This window comes from Paenibacillus whitsoniae, assembly GCF_003955665.1.
GTDB lineage: Bacteria > Bacillota > Bacilli > Paenibacillales > NBRC-103111 > Paenibacillus_E > Paenibacillus_E whitsoniae.
The window spans coordinates 1-18,041 of record NZ_RXHU01000051.1 but is presented as its reverse complement, the minus strand read 5'-3'; the positions used below and the strand labels follow the sequence as shown (position 1 = coordinate 18,041).

18 protein-coding genes and 1 rRNA gene are annotated in these 18,041 nt (G+C 53.2%); 17 read left to right on the top strand and 2 right to left on the bottom strand.

The window, feature by feature from the left end; translation table 11 throughout:
* Window positions 1–478: 478 nt before the first annotated feature.
* Entirely contained in the window at window positions 479–1,870 is a 1,392-nt protein-coding gene (locus tag EJQ19_RS17535) for an MATE family efflux transporter (RefSeq protein WP_126142540.1), read from the bottom strand.
* 187 nt (window positions 1,871–2,057) lie between these two features.
* On the opposite strand from EJQ19_RS17535, the gene EJQ19_RS17530 reads away from it, so the two are divergent.
* The 15 genes from EJQ19_RS17530 to EJQ19_RS17460 all read left to right on the top strand — a co-directional run bounded on the left by EJQ19_RS17530 (window position 2,058) and on the right by EJQ19_RS17460 (window position 16,051).
* Complete coding sequence (locus EJQ19_RS17530; protein WP_126142539.1) at window positions 2,058–2,438, top strand: ATPase; 381 nt, start codon at window positions 2,058–2,060, stop codon at window positions 2,436–2,438.
* Between the two features lie 135 nt (window positions 2,439–2,573).
* Complete coding sequence (locus EJQ19_RS17525) at window positions 2,574–3,149, top strand: TetR/AcrR family transcriptional regulator (protein ID WP_126142538.1); 576 nt, start codon at window positions 2,574–2,576, stop codon at window positions 3,147–3,149.
* Between the two features lie 98 nt (window positions 3,150–3,247).
* Complete coding sequence (locus tag EJQ19_RS17520) at window positions 3,248–4,519, top strand: HlyD family secretion protein (RefSeq protein WP_126142537.1); 1,272 nt, start codon at window positions 3,248–3,250, stop codon at window positions 4,517–4,519.
* Window positions 4,520–4,527: 8 nt separating this feature from the next.
* The gene (locus tag EJQ19_RS17515; RefSeq protein WP_241242957.1) at window positions 4,528–5,742 is read left to right on the top strand and encodes an ABC transporter permease; all 1,215 of its coding nucleotides are present in this window, start codon (window positions 4,528–4,530) and stop codon (window positions 5,740–5,742) included.
* Between the two features lie 20 nt (window positions 5,743–5,762).
* Window positions 5,763–7,067: a TolC family protein gene (locus EJQ19_RS17510; protein WP_126142535.1), complete on the top strand. Its 1,305-nt coding sequence runs from the start codon at window positions 5,763–5,765 to the stop codon at window positions 7,065–7,067.
* Window positions 7,068–7,416: 349 nt separating this feature from the next.
* Window positions 7,417–7,704, top strand: coding sequence for an Asp-tRNA(Asn)/Glu-tRNA(Gln) amidotransferase subunit GatC (gene gatC, locus EJQ19_RS17505; RefSeq protein WP_126142534.1), 288 nt, complete (start codon window positions 7,417–7,419; stop codon window positions 7,702–7,704).
* Window positions 7,705–7,734: 30 nt separating this feature from the next.
* Window positions 7,735–9,195: an Asp-tRNA(Asn)/Glu-tRNA(Gln) amidotransferase subunit GatA gene (gene gatA, locus EJQ19_RS17500; RefSeq protein WP_126142533.1), complete on the top strand. Its 1,461-nt coding sequence runs from the start codon at window positions 7,735–7,737 to the stop codon at window positions 9,193–9,195.
* A 33-nt stretch (window positions 9,196–9,228) separates the two neighbouring features.
* Window positions 9,229–10,680 (top strand): Asp-tRNA(Asn)/Glu-tRNA(Gln) amidotransferase subunit GatB, encoded by a 1,452-nt coding sequence (gene gatB, locus EJQ19_RS17495; protein WP_206438443.1) that lies wholly within the window; start codon window positions 9,229–9,231, stop codon window positions 10,678–10,680.
* Window positions 10,681–10,938: 258 nt separating this feature from the next.
* Window positions 10,939–11,439, top strand: coding sequence for a GNAT family N-acetyltransferase (locus EJQ19_RS17490; RefSeq protein WP_241242956.1), 501 nt, complete (start codon window positions 10,939–10,941; stop codon window positions 11,437–11,439).
* 30 nt (window positions 11,440–11,469) lie between these two features.
* Entirely contained in the window at window positions 11,470–12,180 is a 711-nt protein-coding gene (locus tag EJQ19_RS17485; protein ID WP_126142531.1) for an MgtC/SapB family protein, read from the top strand.
* A gap of 59 nt (window positions 12,181–12,239) precedes the next feature.
* Window positions 12,240–12,842: an RNA polymerase sigma factor gene (locus tag EJQ19_RS17480; protein WP_126142530.1), complete on the top strand. Its 603-nt coding sequence runs from the start codon at window positions 12,240–12,242 to the stop codon at window positions 12,840–12,842.
* Complete coding sequence (locus tag EJQ19_RS17475; RefSeq protein ID WP_126142529.1) at window positions 12,793–13,104, top strand: hypothetical protein; 312 nt, start codon at window positions 12,793–12,795, stop codon at window positions 13,102–13,104. Before EJQ19_RS17480 ends, EJQ19_RS17475 begins: the two co-directional genes overlap by 50 nt.
* Before the next feature lie 23 nt (window positions 13,105–13,127).
* On the top strand, window positions 13,128–13,712 hold the full coding sequence (locus EJQ19_RS17470) for a DUF6677 family protein (RefSeq protein WP_126142528.1): 585 nt from the start codon (window positions 13,128–13,130) through the stop codon (window positions 13,710–13,712).
* Window positions 13,713–13,811: 99 nt separating this feature from the next.
* On the top strand, window positions 13,812–14,246 hold the full coding sequence (perR, locus tag EJQ19_RS17465; protein WP_126142527.1) for a peroxide-responsive transcriptional repressor PerR: 435 nt from the start codon (window positions 13,812–13,814) through the stop codon (window positions 14,244–14,246).
* 116 nt (window positions 14,247–14,362) lie between these two features.
* Window positions 14,363–16,051 (top strand): glycosyl hydrolase family 18 protein, encoded by a 1,689-nt coding sequence (locus EJQ19_RS17460; protein ID WP_241242955.1) that lies wholly within the window; start codon window positions 14,363–14,365, stop codon window positions 16,049–16,051.
* A gap of 58 nt (window positions 16,052–16,109) precedes the next feature.
* Here EJQ19_RS17460 and EJQ19_RS17455 read toward each other — a convergent pair whose 3' ends face one another.
* Window positions 16,110–16,514, bottom strand: a complete 405-nt coding sequence (locus tag EJQ19_RS17455; protein ID WP_126142526.1) for a DUF2614 family zinc ribbon-containing protein — start codon at window positions 16,512–16,514, stop codon at window positions 16,110–16,112.
* A 125-nt stretch (window positions 16,515–16,639) separates the two neighbouring features.
* Between EJQ19_RS17455 and EJQ19_RS17450 the strand changes: the two genes are divergently transcribed.
* Both EJQ19_RS17450 and EJQ19_RS17445 read left to right on the top strand, forming a co-directional pair.
* Window positions 16,640–17,515, top strand: coding sequence for a nucleotidyltransferase-like protein (locus EJQ19_RS17450; protein WP_126142525.1), 876 nt, complete (start codon window positions 16,640–16,642; stop codon window positions 17,513–17,515).
* A gap of 380 nt (window positions 17,516–17,895) precedes the next feature.
* A 16S ribosomal RNA gene (locus EJQ19_RS17445) occupies window positions 17,896–18,041 on the top strand; the annotation flags it as partial.

The window sequence follows — 18,041 nt, the reverse complement described above, 5'->3', positions numbered from 1 at the left end:
AGGGTCTAGCCCCTCTTAATGGTCGCCGCCGAGCCAATTTTGCTCAAAATGGCGGTAATTAAGAGGGTCTGGCCCTCTCTAATTCGATGAAATTATCTTATTTCGCTGTGCTAACAGGGCTTGGCCCCTCTTAACGGCTGTCGCCGAGCTGAATTCGCCGAAATGAATCATAAACGTTGCCTATTTGCCCGCCCCCACCATTCCTCCTCACTAACTACCCGCCACACTTGACGCATCCATTCACGACACTCCCCGCATAGCAAGCCTTAAGGCCCCCGCGGATGATTCTGCGCTCCTTTAACAAGCATCCAGTTACCTACCCAACCTGCCACCTCAGCCCGATCACCCAACCGTTTAACGAGTCCCCCCATCTCTCTCCAATCCAACAACCAAAAAAAAGCCGCCCCACAGTCACTCGTGACCAGGGACAGCCTTTTCTTCTCCAATGTTTGCTGCGACATCCAAGCAACCACAGCCCTCAGGCCGGCCGCTTCACCATCCGCGCCTGCCGCCACTTGCCGAACTGGTAGTAGAGCACATTCAACGTCGCCGCGACGGAGAACGAGACCGGAAAGCTCCACCAGATCACGTCGAAGCCGTACTGGTGCGACAGCACGGTTGCGAGCGGAATCCGCACCAGCAGCAGGGCGATGAACGCGACGAGCAGCGGGAACATGACAGCTCCAGCTGACCGCACGACCCCGCCGATCACATTGAAAATGCCGAAAATCATAAACGACCACAACGTGAGGTTGTTGATGTGCATGCCGATGCCGATCGCTTTTCCTTCCGGCGGAAGGAAGAACGACACGACCTCGCGGTTGAAGAGCAGCAGCACAGCGACGATCAGGCCGGTCATCCCGATGTTCACCGCCACGCCGGTCCACGCGATGCGGTTCACGCGGCTCCATTTGTCGGCGCCAATATTTTGTGCGGCCATGGAGGTGACCGCACCGCCGATCGCCATCGCCGGCAGCTGCACATAGCTCGAGATTTGCATCGCCACGCCGAACGCGGCGGTCGACTCCGCGCCATAGCCGTTCACAAGATGAACGAGCAGCAAGTTGCTGACCGACACGACGACCATGTTCAGGCCCATCGGCAGCCCTTTTTGAATCAGTGTCCGAATAATCCCCCAGTTGATGCGAAGCAGCGGTAAATCCTCGCGCGTGATGCGCAGGAAATATTTTTTTCGGTAGAGATAGATAACGAGCAGCCCAAGACTAATCAACTGGGCGAAAAACGTCGCCACCGCGGAGCCGGCAATCCCCATTTTCGGAAAAGGCCCCATGCCTTGGATCAGCAGCGGGTTCAAAGCCACATCAAGCACGGCGGATAGCAGCAAAAAGTAGAACGGCGTTTTCGCATCTCCCGACCCTCGCAGAATGGCCATAATCAGGTTGTAGCCGAACGTAAATGGAATCCCCGCAAAAATAATCCGCGTATACGTCATCGCAAATTCTTTCACGTCCGGCGGCGTGCTCATCCAGTCCAAAATGGTCGAACAGAAAATAAGCCCGAACAGCGCCAACAACACCGACAACGCGAAGAAGAAGATCGTGCTCGTGCCGACCACCTTTTTCGCTTCTTGTACGCGGCCTCCGCCGATATGCTGACCGATAAGAATGACCGCGGCCATGGCGATCCCGAAGATGGAGCTCGTCAGAAAAAACATAATAATATTGGCGTTCGACGTCGCCGCCAGCGCAACTTCGCCAAGATAATTGCCGATCCAGATTGCATTGATCGATCCGTTCAGCGACTGCAGGACGTTCCCCAGCAAGATCGGCAGGGAGAACAGAATTAACGTTTTCGTAATTGGACCTTCGGTCAAGTTCGGTCGGGCTTTTTTCTCTCGTTGCTCACGCATGTATGCCTCCTATATGCCGTTTATCGTACATTTCTTTCTTCTACTATATCATTTTTTGGAATTATTCTAAAAGCGCAGCGTAAATCTCTCTTTCGATTGGACACAACCTAGTTTTTTTAGTACGATGTTCATAGAAAGTTAACAAAATTAAACATGATGAGGATGGACCGCGTAAGGGGGAGATGGAATGTTTCGACTGGGACAGAAAGTGATTTTTGTTGAAGACTGTTTAGAGCAAAATCTGCCGATTGGCGGATATGGATATATTATCGCGTATGATCGCAACAACGATAACGTTTTTGATTATGTTGTTCGTTCGCCTAAGGATAACAAGCATTACTATGTGCCTGCATCGGACATCGAACTGGAAGAAGTGCTGCTTCGCGAGGAAGCGGAACGCGTCGAGAAGGAAGCGTTGATCGATTATGCGCTCAAGACGAAGAACGCGGAGCTGTTTCAGTGGGTTATGACCGGGGAGCGGCCGGCCGAGCAAGCGCAAGAACGGGAGAAAGATGTGCAGTCCCGGGAGGATTTTATTAAGCAAATCGGGCTGAAAGCCTGGATTTAAACGAATATCGCTGATGCGTCGATCTTATCCAAGATCGGCGCATTTTTTTGTTGCGCAATGCAGAAAATGGTGGTAAATTAGTTTTCATCGAACACAGAACTAAAATGGTATTTAAGTTCTAGTGACGAACGGAGGATGCGAATGGACGCTAAAAAAGCGCTGATCCTGGATTCAGCGAAGAAATCTTTTGCCCTATTCGGCTACAAGGCCACGACGATGGACCATATCGCCAAGATTGCCGCAGTCGGCAAGGCGACGATTTACTCGTTTTTCACCAATAAAGAGGATCTGCTTCGTGAAATCGTACAGGGAATCATCGCGGAAATGAGGAAGGCCGCCGATGAAGCGATCGGGAAGGGGACGACGTCCTCCGAGAAAATCCATGAGGCGCTGTATGCGATTCTCATTTTCCGTAAGGAGCATGAGCTGCTCATCCAACTGTCACACGAGGTGCAGCAGTTCGGCAACCCGATCACGGCGGAGGTGCTGGGCAGCATCGAGACGGAGGTCGTGAACTATATCAGCGAGCATATCGAGCGGGGAATTGCGGCCGGCACGATGAAGGCGTGCGATCCAAAGCTAACGGCTTTTCTTATTTTGAAGCTGTATGTGGCGCTCGTGTTCGACTGGGAGAAGCAGAACGAGCCTCTAAGCAATGAGCGCGTGCTGGAGCTGCTGCAGCTGTATTTCGGGAACTTTTTGCAGGTATAAAAATGGAGGGACATGGCAGCAAGCCTAGGCTCAAAGCAGCACCATGTCCTTCGGCAACGCCTTTTTTATTTTTGCAGTACTTTGTGGAGGGATTTTTTATGAAGTTTATTCGACCAATGGTTTATTCTGTGATGGCGGTCGTCATCGGCACAAGTGCTTTTCTACTAACAACGGGGCGGGCGACGAGCCAGACGGATGCGGCGAACCAAGTTCACCCCACGGCCTACATTGAAAAAAATGAAGTCAGCGCCTCCTTCAAGGTCGGCGGTCGGATCACGGAGATCCTTGTCAAAGAAGGCGACACGGTGACCAAAGGGCAGGTGCTGGCTCGCCTGCAAAGCACGGAGATCGAGGCGAAGGTCGCACAGGCCAAAGCGGCGGTGCTGCTCGCGCAAGGCAAAATCGCCGAAGCGGAAGGGGCGACGGCGACGGCCGAGGCGAAGAAGCAGCAAGGCATCGCCGGCGTGACCGTGACGGCGGATACCGCCGAGCAGCAGGTCGCGCAGGCGCAAGCTGCCGTGGCTGCGGCGCAGGCGAAGGTCGATGCGCTCCATAACGGCGCGCGACCGGAAGAGAAGAAGCAGGCGGAGATTCAGGCGCAGGCGGCGAGCGAGGTGTTAGCGGTTGCCGAGCAGAACCTGAATCGGATGAACGCCATGCTGGCGCAAGGACTCGTCTCGCAGGCGGACGTGGACAAAGTCAAAGTCAGCTACGAAGAGGCGAAGACGAAGCGGGACCTGGCGCAGCAGCAGCTGAGCATGGCGAACCAAGGCCCGCGCGAGGAGGAAGTACGCGGAGCGGAAGCCCTGCTCGCGCAGGCGCAAGCGGCGCTGAAGCTGGCCGAGGCGAACCGCGGGACGGTGGCGGTGCGCGAGGGCGACGTCGCTGCGGCGGATGCCGCCGTGCAGCAGGCGAAGGGCGCGATTCAATCCGCGCAGTCCGGCGAGCAGCAGGCGAAGGCCGCTCAGCTTGAGGCGGAAACGTACCTCAGCTACACGGAGCTGACGGCGCCGAGCGACGGCTTGATCCTCTCTCAGTCTGCACAGCCGGGTGAATTGGTTGGCTCCGGCTTCCCGGTGTTCTCGATGGAGTCGACATCGACGACGTGGGCGAAGTTTTACCTGCCGGAAACGGCGATTGCGAACCTCAAAGTTGGCAATACGATCTCCATGACGCTGGTCGCAACCGGCGAAAAGGTTGTCGGCACTGTGAAATCCATCGCAGCCGCACCGGATTTTGCCGTGAAGAAAGCAACGCAGACCGCAGGGGAAACCGATATCCGCTCGTTCGGGATCAAGGTTGAGCTTCAAGCACTGCCCGAGTCGGCTTCGACCGGCATGACCTTGCAGTGGAACGGTAAAGAAGGGTGATGAGCAACATGGAGCTTCGCATCGGCAAGCTGATTGCGGAGGAATGGCGGAGTATTATCAAGGATCGTCGCTTGTTCCTCTTGTTATTTTTCATCCCGGTGATGTACACGGTCTTATTCGGTTCGATTTATATGCATCATAAAGTGACGGACATGGCGACGGTCGTGATCGACGAGGACCAGAGTCCCTTGAGCCGTCAAATTCTTCAAGCGTTTGAGGAAAGCGAGACGTTTGAGATTCGCAAGGAATATCATTCGGAGGAAGAGGTGAAGCAGGCGCTGGAATCCGGGGAAGCAAAGGTCGGGCTCATCATTCCTTCCGGTTTTGAAGCGAAGCTGAAGCATGGCGAAACGCTGCCGCTCCTCACCTTGATCGACGGCAGCAATATGATGATTTCGAACTCGGCCACCAAAGGGGCGAACGAAGTCATCACGACGTTTTCCATGGGCTATTCGCAGAAAAAGCTCCAACTCCAGCAAGGTCTGCAGGACGATCAGGTGATGAACACCTTGTCGCCGATTCCGTTCCGCTACCGCATCATGTACAATCCGACGTTCAATTACAGCGACTTTATGCTGTATGGCCTGGTGGGCGCGATTTTGCAGCAAGTGTTGTTCCTGGGGATCGCACTCACGATTACGCGCGAGAAGGACGGCGGTACGTGGAGCCGGTTCGAGGCTTGGAAAAAGAATCCGTGGCGCATCGCCTACGCGAAGACGGCTCCGTATTTCCTTATCAACGTGTTTAACACGGCGATTGCGTTGGTCATTGCGCTGTACGCGTTCGGTGCCCCGATGGCGGGCAGCCTGTTGGTTGGCTTTGCAATCGTGCTCTGTTTCACCTATGCGGTATGCGGCATCGGCTATCTTGTTTCCCTGTTCTCCGGGAACCAACTTGGCGCGACGCAAACCGCGATGCTGATCGCCGTGCCGTCGTTCATGCTATCCGGCTTCACCTGGCCTTTTGAGGCCATGCCTCGGGCGCTCCAGATCGTCGGCCATCTGCTGCCGCTCACGTATTTCCTGGACGGCATCCGCAACGTGTTCGTCAAAGCGAACGATTTTGCCGTCATTCGGCACGACTGCCTGGCCCTCTTGCTCACGGGGACGCTGACGTATTTTATCGCCATGCTGCTGACCCGGTTCGTCGTTTTCTCCTCAAAGAAAACAGCCGATACCCCAGCCCCCGCATCGCTGCTGTCCGGTCAGAACCTCACGATGTAACAGGAAGGATGTACACTGCTATGAAAAAAACAATAATCACGCTGTCCGCTGCGCTTCTGCTGATTTCGAGCATCACGCCGGGGCTGGCGCTGGCCGATACTTCGACGACAACCACGGATCCCGATCAAAATGTGTATGTGAACGCGGAGGTACTGGAAATCGTCTCCTCCGTAGATCTGGATTTTGTGCTCGATAAAGCGCTCAAAGACTCGCACAACCTGGCTATGCTCACGCTCAAATATGCGGCGCAGGGCAGCAAAAAAGCCGACCTCGAGCAGCAAATGAACGACATGGGCTCGGCGAGCTTTACCCCTGGTCATCTGCCGAGTACGCCGGCAGAAGTGACCAATACAGGCAATCCGGCGCTGCCGGGCTTGACAGATCCGACGGACATCGCGTGGACGATTATGCAGGACACCGCGATGAACCAGATGCTGCAGGGCATGGGCGCCCTCGCCGGTGGCATGAACACCATCATCTCCGCGCAGCGCGCGCAAATGAAGACGGCGGCCCATCAGCTCGGCACCGACCAGCGCAATTCGCTGCTGCAGACGGACGAGGCACGCGCCGGCATCCGGCTCCAGACGATTGCGCAGTACGTCACGCTGCTGGGGCAGAAGAAGCAGCTTGATTTTATGCAGACGTATCTGGATGTGATGGATAAAGACCTGCTCAAAGCCACGCTGTTTGCCCAGCAGGGGCTCGCGTCGAACGACGACGTGCAGACCGTCCAGAAAGCGATCCGCAAGCAAAAAGACGATCAAGCCACATTGCTGAACAACTACCGGCTAGGGCTCGTCCAGCTGTCGACGGACATCGGGATTTCGTACGATCCGAACCTGCAGTTGAAAGACATCGATGGGATCATCGTGGAGCCGATCGCCAAGACGGATACCGTGACGCTGCTCAAAGCGTCCTACCAAATGAAAGCCGCCGGCAACAATATCGACGAGGCGGTGTGGGGAACGACGCATACCGTGACGTCGAACACGTACGGGGACACGTACCAAGGCGTCAATCTGGCGATCAACGGGCAAAAGAACGAGCAAACCCGCCTGGAATTGACGAAGAAAATTCAGGCGACCTATACCGATGCGGAGAACGCGTACCAAGCGGTTCTCGCCGAGCAGCTGGGCCTGAGCGACGTGCAGGCCGATCAAGGCAATATGCAGCTTCGCTATAAGCTTGGCGTCATCGCTAAACACGACTTGAATAAGTTCACGCTCAAAGTCCAGCAGACGGAGACCACCCTTGCGGCGGCAAAGTTGAAATACTACGTGCTTCGAGAAAAAGCGAAAGCGATGGACACCGGCTTTATTCAATAAATGCATAAGCTGCTTCCGACGACGGTCCTACCGTTTGTTGGGGGCGGCTTTTCCTCTTTTCTCACACACGCTGCACCGGCTTACCTGTAAGATGTACATCAAATTCTTCCGAAACTATTTTCCTCTCATCTCCCACATTTACATGTACAAAATGCAGCTTCTTTCCCACCGTACTCACCCGCAACGGCATACACCATTAACTGTGTAAACCCTAAGGAATCCGAGTGTCCTGCATTGAGTTCGCGATATTTCTGGGATATAATGAAAAGAATGACTAACGCCTGATTTTATGCAGTATGACGAACATGTGTAAATTCAGGCAATTGCCGATACAAGGGGTGTAACGAACGTGAGCATTACCAAAGAAAACGTCGAGCACGTAGCCAAGCTGGCGCGCCTCGAGCTGAGCGATTCCGAGAAAGATCTTTTTACCGAGCAGCTTAATGCCATTTTAAAATATGCGGAGCAGCTGAACGAATTGAACACCGAAGGCGTTGCACCGACCAGCCATGCGATGCCGCTTGTGAACGTCATGCGCGAAGACGTTGCCAAACCGTCGCTGCCGATCGAGAAAGTGTTCCTCAATGCGCCTGACCAGGAAGACGGACAGTTTAAAGTGCCGGCCGTTTTAGAGTAAGAAACCCCAATCGAAAAGGAGTGCCTGTCGTTGTCTTTGTTTGAACAGAACCTTAAGCAGATCCAGGCGAAGCTGGAGAGCCGGGAAATTTCCGTTTCCGACCTCGTGGATCAATCGTACACAAGAATTCAGCAAGTGGACAATAAAGTCCGCGCCTTTCTTACCTTAGATGAAGAAAATGCACGGCAAGCTGCAGCGCAGCTGGACAAGCAGCTCGCATCCGGCGGCGCGGCGCGCGGCGCCCTATTCGGCCTGCCAGTCGGCATCAAGGACAACCTTGTGACCGAAGGCTTGCGCACGACTTGCGCGAGCAAATTCCTTTCCAATTACATGCCGATCTATGACGCGACCGTCGTGTCCAAGCTGAAGGACGCGCAAACCGTGACTATCGGCAAGCTGAACATGGACGAGTTCGCGATGGGCGGCTCGAACGAGAACTCCGCCTACCATCCGACGCACAATCCGTGGAACACGGATTACGTGCCTGGCGGCTCCAGCGGCGGCTCCGCAGCGGCGGTCGCAGCAGGCGAAGTGTACTTCGCCCTGGGCTCGGACACCGGCGGCTCCATTCGCCAGCCGGCCGCTTACTGCGGTATCGTCGGCCTGAAGCCGACGTACGGCCTCGTGTCCCGATACGGGCTCGTCGCGTTCGCGTCTTCCCTCGACCAGATCGGGCCGCTGACTAAGAACGTTGAAGACGCGGCATACGCGCTTCAAGCCATTGCGGGCTACGATCCGAAGGATTCCACATCGGCGAACGTCGCGCTGCCGGACTACCTGAGCGCGCTGACCGGCGATGTGAAAGGGCTGCGCATCGGCGTGCCGAAGGAATACCTGGGCAAAGGCATCGACCCGGCTGTGAAAGAGAAAGTGCTGGAGGCGCTGAAAGTGCTCGAAAGCCAAGGCGCCGTCTGGGAAGAAGTGACGCTTCCGCATTCCGAATATGCGGTGGCGACGTACTACCTGCTCGCTTCCTCGGAAGCGTCGTCCAACCTCGCTCGCTTCGACGGTATCCGTTACGGCGTGCGCTCGGACAACGCGAACAACCTGCTGGACGTGTACAACCTGTCCCGGAGCGAGGGCTTCGGGCCGGAGGTCAAGCGTCGTATCATGCTGGGTACCTACGCGCTCAGCTCGGGCTATTACGACGCATACTATAAGAAAGCGCAGCAAGTACGCACCTTGATCAAACAAGATTTCGATCAAGTTTTCGCCAACTACGATGTCATCATCGGGCCGACGGCGCCGACGCCGGCTTTCAAGATCGGTGCGCAAAGCAGCGACCCGCTGACGATGTATTTGAACGATATTATGACGATTCCGGTCAGCTTGGCGGGCATTCCTGCGATCAGCGTGCCGTGCGGATTCGTGAACGACATGCCGGTCGGTTTGCAGATCATCGGCAAAGCGCTGGATGAAGCGACCGTTTTGCGCGTCGCCCATGCGTTCGAGCAAAGCACGGATCATCACAAACAGCGCCCGCAGCTGTAGGATTTTCAGTCAAGAGTTACGAAGGAGGCAGTCATTTTGTCGGCAACAGATACCCAATTTGAAACGGTGATCGGTCTGGAAGTTCACGTCGAGCTCCATACCGCTTCTAAAATATTTTGCAGCTGCGCCACCTCATTCGGCGCCGAGCCGAACTCGAATACATGCCCGGTATGCTTAGGGCATCCCGGCGTCCTGCCGGTGCTGAACCGGCAGGCGGTGGAATACGCCATGAAAGCGGCGATGGCGCTGAACTGCACGATCGCCACGGACAGCAAGTTCGATCGCAAAAACTATTTCTACCCGGACTCCCCGGACGCATACCAGACATCGCAGTACGATCAACCGATCGGCGCGAACGGCTGGATCGATATTGAAGTGAACGGCGAGACCAAGCGGATCGGCATCACGCGCTTGCACCTCGAAGAAGATGCAGGCAAGCTGACGCACGTAGACGGTGGCTATGCCTCACTCGTCGACCTTAACCGTGCGGGCACGCCGCTGATCGAGATCGTCTCCGAGCCGGACCTCCGCTCGCCGGAGGAAGCGCGCGCTTACCTTGAGAAGCTGCGCGCCATCATGCTCTATTGTGACGTGTCTGACGTCAAAATGGAGGAAGGTTCGATGCGCTGCGATGCCAACGTATCCCTGCGCCCGTTCGGCCAGGAAAAATTCGGTATCCGCGCCGAGCTGAAGAACATGAACTCCTTCCGCGGCGTACAACGCGGTTTGGAATATGAAGAGATTCGCCAAGCGGATATTCTCCGCAGCGGCGGCGAAGTTGAGCAAGAAACGCGCCGTTGGGACGACGCCCAGGGCAAGACGCTTTCCATGCGCGGCAAGGAAGATGCGCACGACTACCGTTACTTCCCGGACCCGGATCTCGTGGCGCTTCACATTGACGATGCGTGGAAAGAGCGCGTCAGAGCAACGATTCCGGAGCTGCCGGACTCCCGCAAAGCGCGCTACACGAGCGAGTTTGGCCTTCCGAGCTACGATGCTGAAGTTATCACCGGTTCGATGAAGCTGGCCGATTTCTTTGAGCAAAGTCTCGCGTACACAAAGGATGCCAAAGCGGTATCCAACTGGATCATGGGCGACCTGCTCGGATACCTCAACTTTAACAATCTGGAATTCTCGGATGTGAAAGTGACAGGCCAGGGCTTGGGCGAAATGATCGGCCTGATCGAGAAAGGCACGATCTCCAACAAAATCGCCAAAACCGTTTTCAAAGAAATGATCGAAACCGGCAAGCTTCCAGGTCAAATCGTGGAAGAGCAAGGTCTCGTACAAATCAGCGACGAGGGTGCGATCAAAGCGGTTGTCGAGCAAATCGTCGACAACAACCCGCAATCCGTTGCCGACTACAAAGCCGGCAAAGAAAAAGCCGTCGGCTTCCTTGTCGGTCAAGTGATGAAAGAAACCAAGGGGAAAGCGAACCCGGGTCTCGTCAATAAATTAATTGTGGAGTGTCTGCAAAGCAAGTGATAGAGGTAGTTCAAAAAGCCGTCTTTTGATCACGAAGAGACTCAGGATGCGAATTCGGCATCGAATCTTGCGTTCACCTTCGAAGTGCGGTGCTCATGTAGGTTTTGCCTACACTCCGCTCCTCCTTCTTCAGGTTCTCGCAACCTTCTCGGTGCTGAAAAGCCTGCTTTTTGAACACGTACTGATAGAGTAGAAGTGGTGATCCTCATTGTCGGGACACCACTTTTTTTTCAATTTTCGTGAAAGGGAAGATGCGTATTGGCGATTCAGCGGCTGCACCTGCAAACTAACGAGGAAATCCTCAGGCTCCTTTCACTGCAACTTGCTTCTTATCGTGTAGAAGCTGAAATCATCGGATTTGACGACATTCCACCGTTGAAAGACGGCATTCCATCCATTCGTGAAGCGCTGGCGACCGAAACGTTCTATGGCTATTTGATCACGGAACCTGGTCAACAAGAACCGACGCTCGCCGGCGCCATTTCCATTTCCCACGACAGCTGCGTGGTAACCATTTGCCGGCTCATGGTGCATCCTGATTTTTTTCGCAAAGGGATTGCTAGCAGCTTGATCGCGCATATAGTAGAAGAACAGGAGCAGTTGGGCGCGGCGCGCTTTATCGTCTCGACCGGGTCGGCGAATCTGCCGGCGATTGAGCTGTACGAACGCTTTGGCTTCGTCGTCCGCCGCGTGTTTACCGTTCCGCCCGGCGTCAGCCTGACAACGTTCGAGCGTCCGGCTACCTCGGAATTGTCCTGAATCCTTATCGTACATAGGAGTGGTGCGGTCATGAGTAACCCTTGGGTCATCGATCAGCTACATATTACTATTCGTCTCGTCGGGGCGCTGCTTCTTGGAGGACTCATTGGGTTCGAGCGGGAGATGAGCGCTCATGCGGCAGGACTGAGAACACACATTCTGGTCTGTGTCGGCTCCGCACTTGTCATGCTTCTTTCGATTTACGGCTTCGGCGCCTTTGCCAACGAAACGAATGTGCGCCTTGACCCTTCCCGGTTGGCTGCGCAAGTGATCAGCGGCATCGGTTTTTTGGGCGCAGGCACAATTATGTTTAACGGGAGATCCATCACCGGTCTTACAACGGCTGCCTCCCTCTGGGTCGTGGCGGGCATTGGTCTGGCTATGGGAGCGGGCTTTTATTTCCCGGCGGCGCTCGTTTGTTTCATGGTGCTGCTCTCGCTTTGGATATTGAATAAAGTGGAGCACCGCTTTTTTAACGGCAAAAAAATCCGCATTCTCAAAATTACCGCCGTCGATCAACCGGGAACGTTAGGTCTAATCACTACGCTGTTAGGCAGCAAGAAGGTCGATATTCGGCAAATCAAGCTGGAACAGATCGACGTGGAGGGTAAACCCAATCTCGTGCAAATTACGTTCCATGTCACCATTCCAAAACCTTCTCTCATTGGCGCCATTTTAGAGGAAACGAACGGCATGCCCGGTGTGACAGACGTCACCATCGAAACCAGCAAGAGTGTTTGAAGGGTTCGCGAAGAGGGCGGCGTCTAACCAAGTGGGAAAGCAGAAAGGGGGAATCGGCCGTGGAAGAGTTGACGGATGAACAATTGATTGTGCAGGTCCGTCAAGGCTATGCCGAGGCGTACCGGATCCTTATTGAACGGCACCAGCGCTATATTTATACCTTGGTATACCGGATCGTGGGGCACAAGGAAACCGCTGAGGATCTTACCCAGGACGTCTTTGTTAAGCTGTTCCGATCTCTGCCCAATTTTCGGGGAGATGCCAAATTTACAACCTGGCTGTACCGCATGACGATGAACCTTGTCACGGATTACAAGCGAGCGCAGAAACGCAGACCTTACGTGGCATTGCTGGATAAAATGAAAGGCTGGTTCGGCGAGACGCGCGAACAGCCGGAAGAGGCCCTGCTGCGCAGGGATGAGCAGCAGCGGATGCAAGACCTGCTTGCGCAGTTGCCGGATAAATACCGGATTGTCCTGTATTTGCATCATTATAAGCAGCTGTCTTACCACGAAATGAGCGCCGTGACCGGGCTCCCCCTCAAGACATTGGAGACGAGACTGTATAGAGGCAAGGCGCTTTTGAAACGCAAATGGCTGGAGGTGAACGCGCATGAGCGACAAGCTGCAAGAGGACGAGCTCCTCAACCGTTATCTGAATAGACTGCTGGATGACATGCCTGTCATGGAGCCCTCCGGCGGTTTGACGAACCACATCATGAAGCGGATTTCCATGACGGGGGCGGGGAATGCGTCACTGACTGTTCAGCCAAGCTCGCCGGCGCCGAACCGCCGTTGGAGAAATGGCGCCATTGCTCTGGTGGCCACCGTCCTTTTTATTCAATCGGGCCTTATTCATTATGTGCTGCGCATTCAGGACGGCGTTATTCAATTAGCCGATTATATTCAGCAAATAGCGCGGTAAAGCCGCTGTCAGGAGGGAGACTTTTGAACATCCGCAATGACCGTTACAGCGCCCCCGACAATCGCCTGGATCCGACTTTTTCGCCGCTTATGCCTTACGAACCGGCAGCTCGCAAACGCAAATGGCTTACTGGTGTATTATCGATGGTCGTTCCCGGCTTGGGGCATTTTTATTTGGGACTGATGCAGCGCGGGCTGTTTTTCATGCTCCTGGTTGTGCTGGACATTTTCATGATTACGTTTCTCGCGAATCAGCAAAACACGAGCGCTCCGGCCGTCACGTTGTTTTCGTTATGCCTGCCGGTCGTTTATTTCTACAGTCTTTTCGATGCGCTGCAGCTGACGGATCGGCTCAACCGGTATGCCGAGCTCCTTCAAATGGCCGGCACAGCCTGGGAAGGGGAGTACCCGGCTTCGCTGCAAAGAATGATGAAGGGAACGAATTTAGGCATTCTGCTGATTGTGACGGGCTGTTTGGTTTTTCTGGTGAGTAAGAAGCCGGATTGGTTTTCGTTCCTATATAACATGATGGGGTCGCTTATCGGCTCGTGTGTGCTTATCCTAGCCGGACTGGCGATGTTCGTGCTTGACACGCGAAAAAACAAATAACTTCCGCCTGTTTCCATCGAACCGACATTGACAAAAGTCAATTCCCGCACGTACAATATAATGTAAGGTTTTATCATGAACATCTAGGTGGTGAGTTTCATGGCAGCACAATTAGAGCAAGCATTAGCCAAATTGAAAACAACAGGGGTACGGATGACGCCTCAGCGGCATGCGATTCTTTCCTATTTGCTCGATTCCATGACTCATCCGACGGCCGATGATATTTACAGATCTCTTGAATCGAAGTTTCCTAACATGAGCGTAGCGACTGTTTACAATAACCTGAAAGTGTTTATCGAATCGGGACTCGTTCGGGAACTGACATACGGGGATAGCTCGAGTCGCTTTGATGCGGATATGACAGATCATTATCACGCGGTATGTGATGTGTGCGGTAAAATATCGGATTTCGAGTTCCCGCGGCTATCGGATATGGAGCAAGCGGCAGCTGAACAGACCGGATTCCGGGTTGGCGGTTATCGGATGGAGGTCTATGGCACATGCCCGGCCTGTGCGGAGTCAACCAAGCATTAACAAAGGCACAATTCCTCATTTATGCCCAATCTGTTGTATAATTAAACGTGTTCGCGCTTTCTCTCGTCTAGAGAAAGAGGACACGTTTTTTTATTTCATCCAAAGGAAGTGAACGCTTGAAATCATTCCGTCGAATTATCCTGGCCTTCTTGCTGTGTACCTTTATGCTTGCTGTGGGAGCGGGCGTTTATCTGTATCAGCAGTTCTCCCCGAATCGAACGCAAGTTGAAGCCTCTTACCATGAGCTCAATAAGCCTGTCTTTTATCAAGGCGACTATTATACAACGAGTGCCATAGGCGTGAGAGAAAGCCTGAAACTGCCGCTCGCGCTCATTCAGGAATGGATGGATCCCAACATCATCTATGAAAAAAGCAGCGATTCCGTCATCGTCACGACGAAGGACAAAGTGCTGCGCATGAAGACCGCCGAGCTGTCGGCGCTCATTAACGAGAAGCCGATTTCGCTTTCTTTTCCGATTGAGAAAAAAGGAGAGACCGTCTACGTCCCCCTGGAGCCGCTTCGCCAGCTGTATCCGTTTGAAGTGCGAGAGTCAGAGGCAACAGGGGCTGTGCTGCTTTTCAAGCAAGGGGACGTCGTCAAATGGGGCAAAATCACGAGCAAAAAGCCCGTGCAGTTGCGCACCTCCGCTTCTATTAAAGCACCGTACATCGCCAATGTGCCACCCGGCGAGCTCGTTATGATTCTCGGCGAGGAGAATGACTGGGTCAAAGTCCAGCAATCCAGTGGTCCCATCGGCTATGTGAAAAAGAAAGAGCTTACCGAGGATCACGTCGAAACGATCCCGGTTCAGGAGTCCAAGGATTCCTACGCGCCCTGGAAACCGCCGGGTAAGCTGAATATGACGTGGGAGCATGTCATTACTAAAAACCCGGACACCGCCAAGCTCGGTGAGATGCCGGGGCTGCAAGTCGTCAGCCCGACATGGTTCTCACTGGCGGATGAGAAAGGCCGTATCAACAATCTGGCGGATGCCTCGTATGTCAAATGGGCCCAAAGCCGCAACTATCAAGTGTGGGCGCTCTTCAGCAACGGCTTTGATCCCGACCGCACGGCTAAAGCTCTTGCTTCTTATGACTCGCGCATGAACGTTATCAAGCAGCTCCTTAGCTTCGCGCAGACCTACCATCTGCAAGGGATCAACATTGATTTTGAGAATGTCTATCTGAAAGATAAAGATAACTTGACGCAATTCGTGCGCGAATTGACACCGTTCATGCACGCACAGGGGCTTGCCGTGTCCATCGACGTCACCCCGAAATCTACGAATGAAATGTGGTCGATGTTTTATGACCGCACCGCGCTGTCTCAAGTCGTCGATTATATGATGCTGATGGCGTACGACGAGTATTGGGCGACCAGCCCCAAGTCTGGCTCCGTGTCCTCGCTGCCTTGGACGGAACGCTCGGTTACGACGCTGCTGAATACGGAGAAGGTACCTTCTTCTAAACTTGTCCTGGGCATCCCCTTCTATACGCGTCAATGGACGGAGGAGACTGCAAACGGCAAAACAACGGCAACCTCCAAAACGTTGACGATGGAAGCCGCGCAGGCCATTATTAAGGATAAAAAGCTGACGCCTGTCTTTTTGCCTGACACGGGCCAGAATTACGTCGAGTATAAAGACGGCAATAAGCTGATCCGTATTTGGCTCGAGGATGAAGACTCGCTTAAGTCCAGGCTTGAGATCGTGAAAAAGTACGACCTCGCAGGCATAGCGACCTGGCGCCGCGGCTTTGAGGTCCCGGCAACTTGGCCGATTTTGCAGAAAGGTCTGCAGCCCTAGTCAGCACAAAAAAGCCGAATCCCTTTCAAGGGACTCGGCTTTTTTAGTGCCGCTTTGCTCAGTGCGGCTTTTGCTCGTATTCGCGGCTCGGTTCGAAGTGAGCCTCTTGCCCTGCGGCCGTTTCGTTTTGCGCGGCAGGTTGATACTGCGGGTCTACGCTCAAAATTGTTTTGCAATACATACAACGGTCAGTCTTGCCAAGCATTTTCGTCCTTCTGCCGCACTCTGGACAGTCGATGACAATCGCCGAAGTGGACAGCATGCCGGCCCAGAAATAAATGCCCATACTGACCAGCACGCTGATCATCCCTAATGTCATAAAAATAATGGCAAGTACGCGTCCCGCCGTCCCCCAGTCAAATACGATGCCGGCCAGTCCGACAATCATGAGCAGCATGCCACCCATCGTGAGCGCCAGTCCCCATAAGCGGAATTCATTTACTTTACTCGATTTTAAAAGCACGCTTCGTTCCTCCCAATCATATAAGGTGTGTTGTGGATGAATTGTCACAGAAATCAGCAGGAAACTTCTGCATCCTTGTAGAATACAAAACTAAACAAAATGGAGACAGGAGCTTTGGAAAACCCATGGGAATCAATAAAGATCAAGCGTTGCTTAAGTTCCGCAATGACCCGAGAGTCACGAGTGTTATGGCGGTTGACAATCCTAAGCAGCTTCCCTCTCTGACAGATGGCTTTGATACGCTACTACTTGTAGTAACGAACGATCTGAAACTGAACAATCATACGACTAATTATATAAGAGACGATTCGAGGATACAAGAAAGGTGGATCGATCCTGCTTCCATGGAACAATGGATACGTCACGGTGACAACCGCAATATCCTTCACTGGCTGCTAAAAGGGGAGATACTTCTGGATCACAATACGTATTTGGAAGGCCTGCGCCATCGTATTCTGGAGTTTCCGGTTGATCTGCGCGAACAAAAGCTGCTCTTTGAATTCACCTTTTTCCTGCGCAAGTATTTGCAAAGCAAGGAATATATTTTAGACGAGCATATTTTGGATGCGTATAACAACATTTTGGAAGCTCTGCATCACTGGGCGCGTATCGTTATTATTGAAGACGGGTATCACCCTGAAATCACGGTATGGCGGCAAATCCGCGCGATTAACCCGGGCGTTTATAAGCTGTATGAGGAACTGACGATGAGCAAGGAAACGCTCAAGCAGAGAGTTCAGCTCGTGCTGCTGGCATGCGAATTTTCTGTGATGTCCAAAATGGAAAACTGCTGTGAAGCACTTTTTCAGATTCTTCGCAAAAGTGAACGGCCGCTTAGCGCTGACGAGCTGCAAGGTCATCCTCAGTTAGTTGAAATTAAAGGAGATCTTCCGCTTTTACTGAATAAACTCGTGAAAAAGGGGCTAATTAAAGAAGTAGCTGTCTTGATTGATGAGCAAGCTTCCGAGATTGAACTGCGGTACACCAATGTGAATGAGTGATCAAATACATTAAGAATCGGGGATGTTACCCGGTTCTTTTTTTCTTTTAAATAATCGCTTGACTTTGTTTGCGATTCTATGATAAATTAACACTCGCCGCTTCAAAACGGCGCACATCCAAACCGAGTTCGGGCAAGCCTTTCGAGTTTTGAACGAAAAAATTAAAATAAAAAAAGCTTGCATCGAATGGTTCGAATGTGATATATTATAAAAGTCGCCGCTAAACGGCGGGACAAAAATGAAAGACATTGATCTTTGAAAACTGAACAACGAGTGAGTAAGCAAAACGGTTGAGCAATCAGCCATAATGAGATTATTAATCTCGCTAGCAAGTCAATGAGCTATTCAGCTTAAAATAAATGGACAAGTGATTGTCTACTTTTATGGAGAGTTTGATCCTGGCTCAGGACGAACGCTGGCGGCGTGCCTAATACATGCAAGTCGAGCGGTCCCTTCGGGGATAGCGGCGGACGGGTGAGTAACACGTAGGCAACCTGCCTTCAAGACCGGGATAACTATCGGAAAC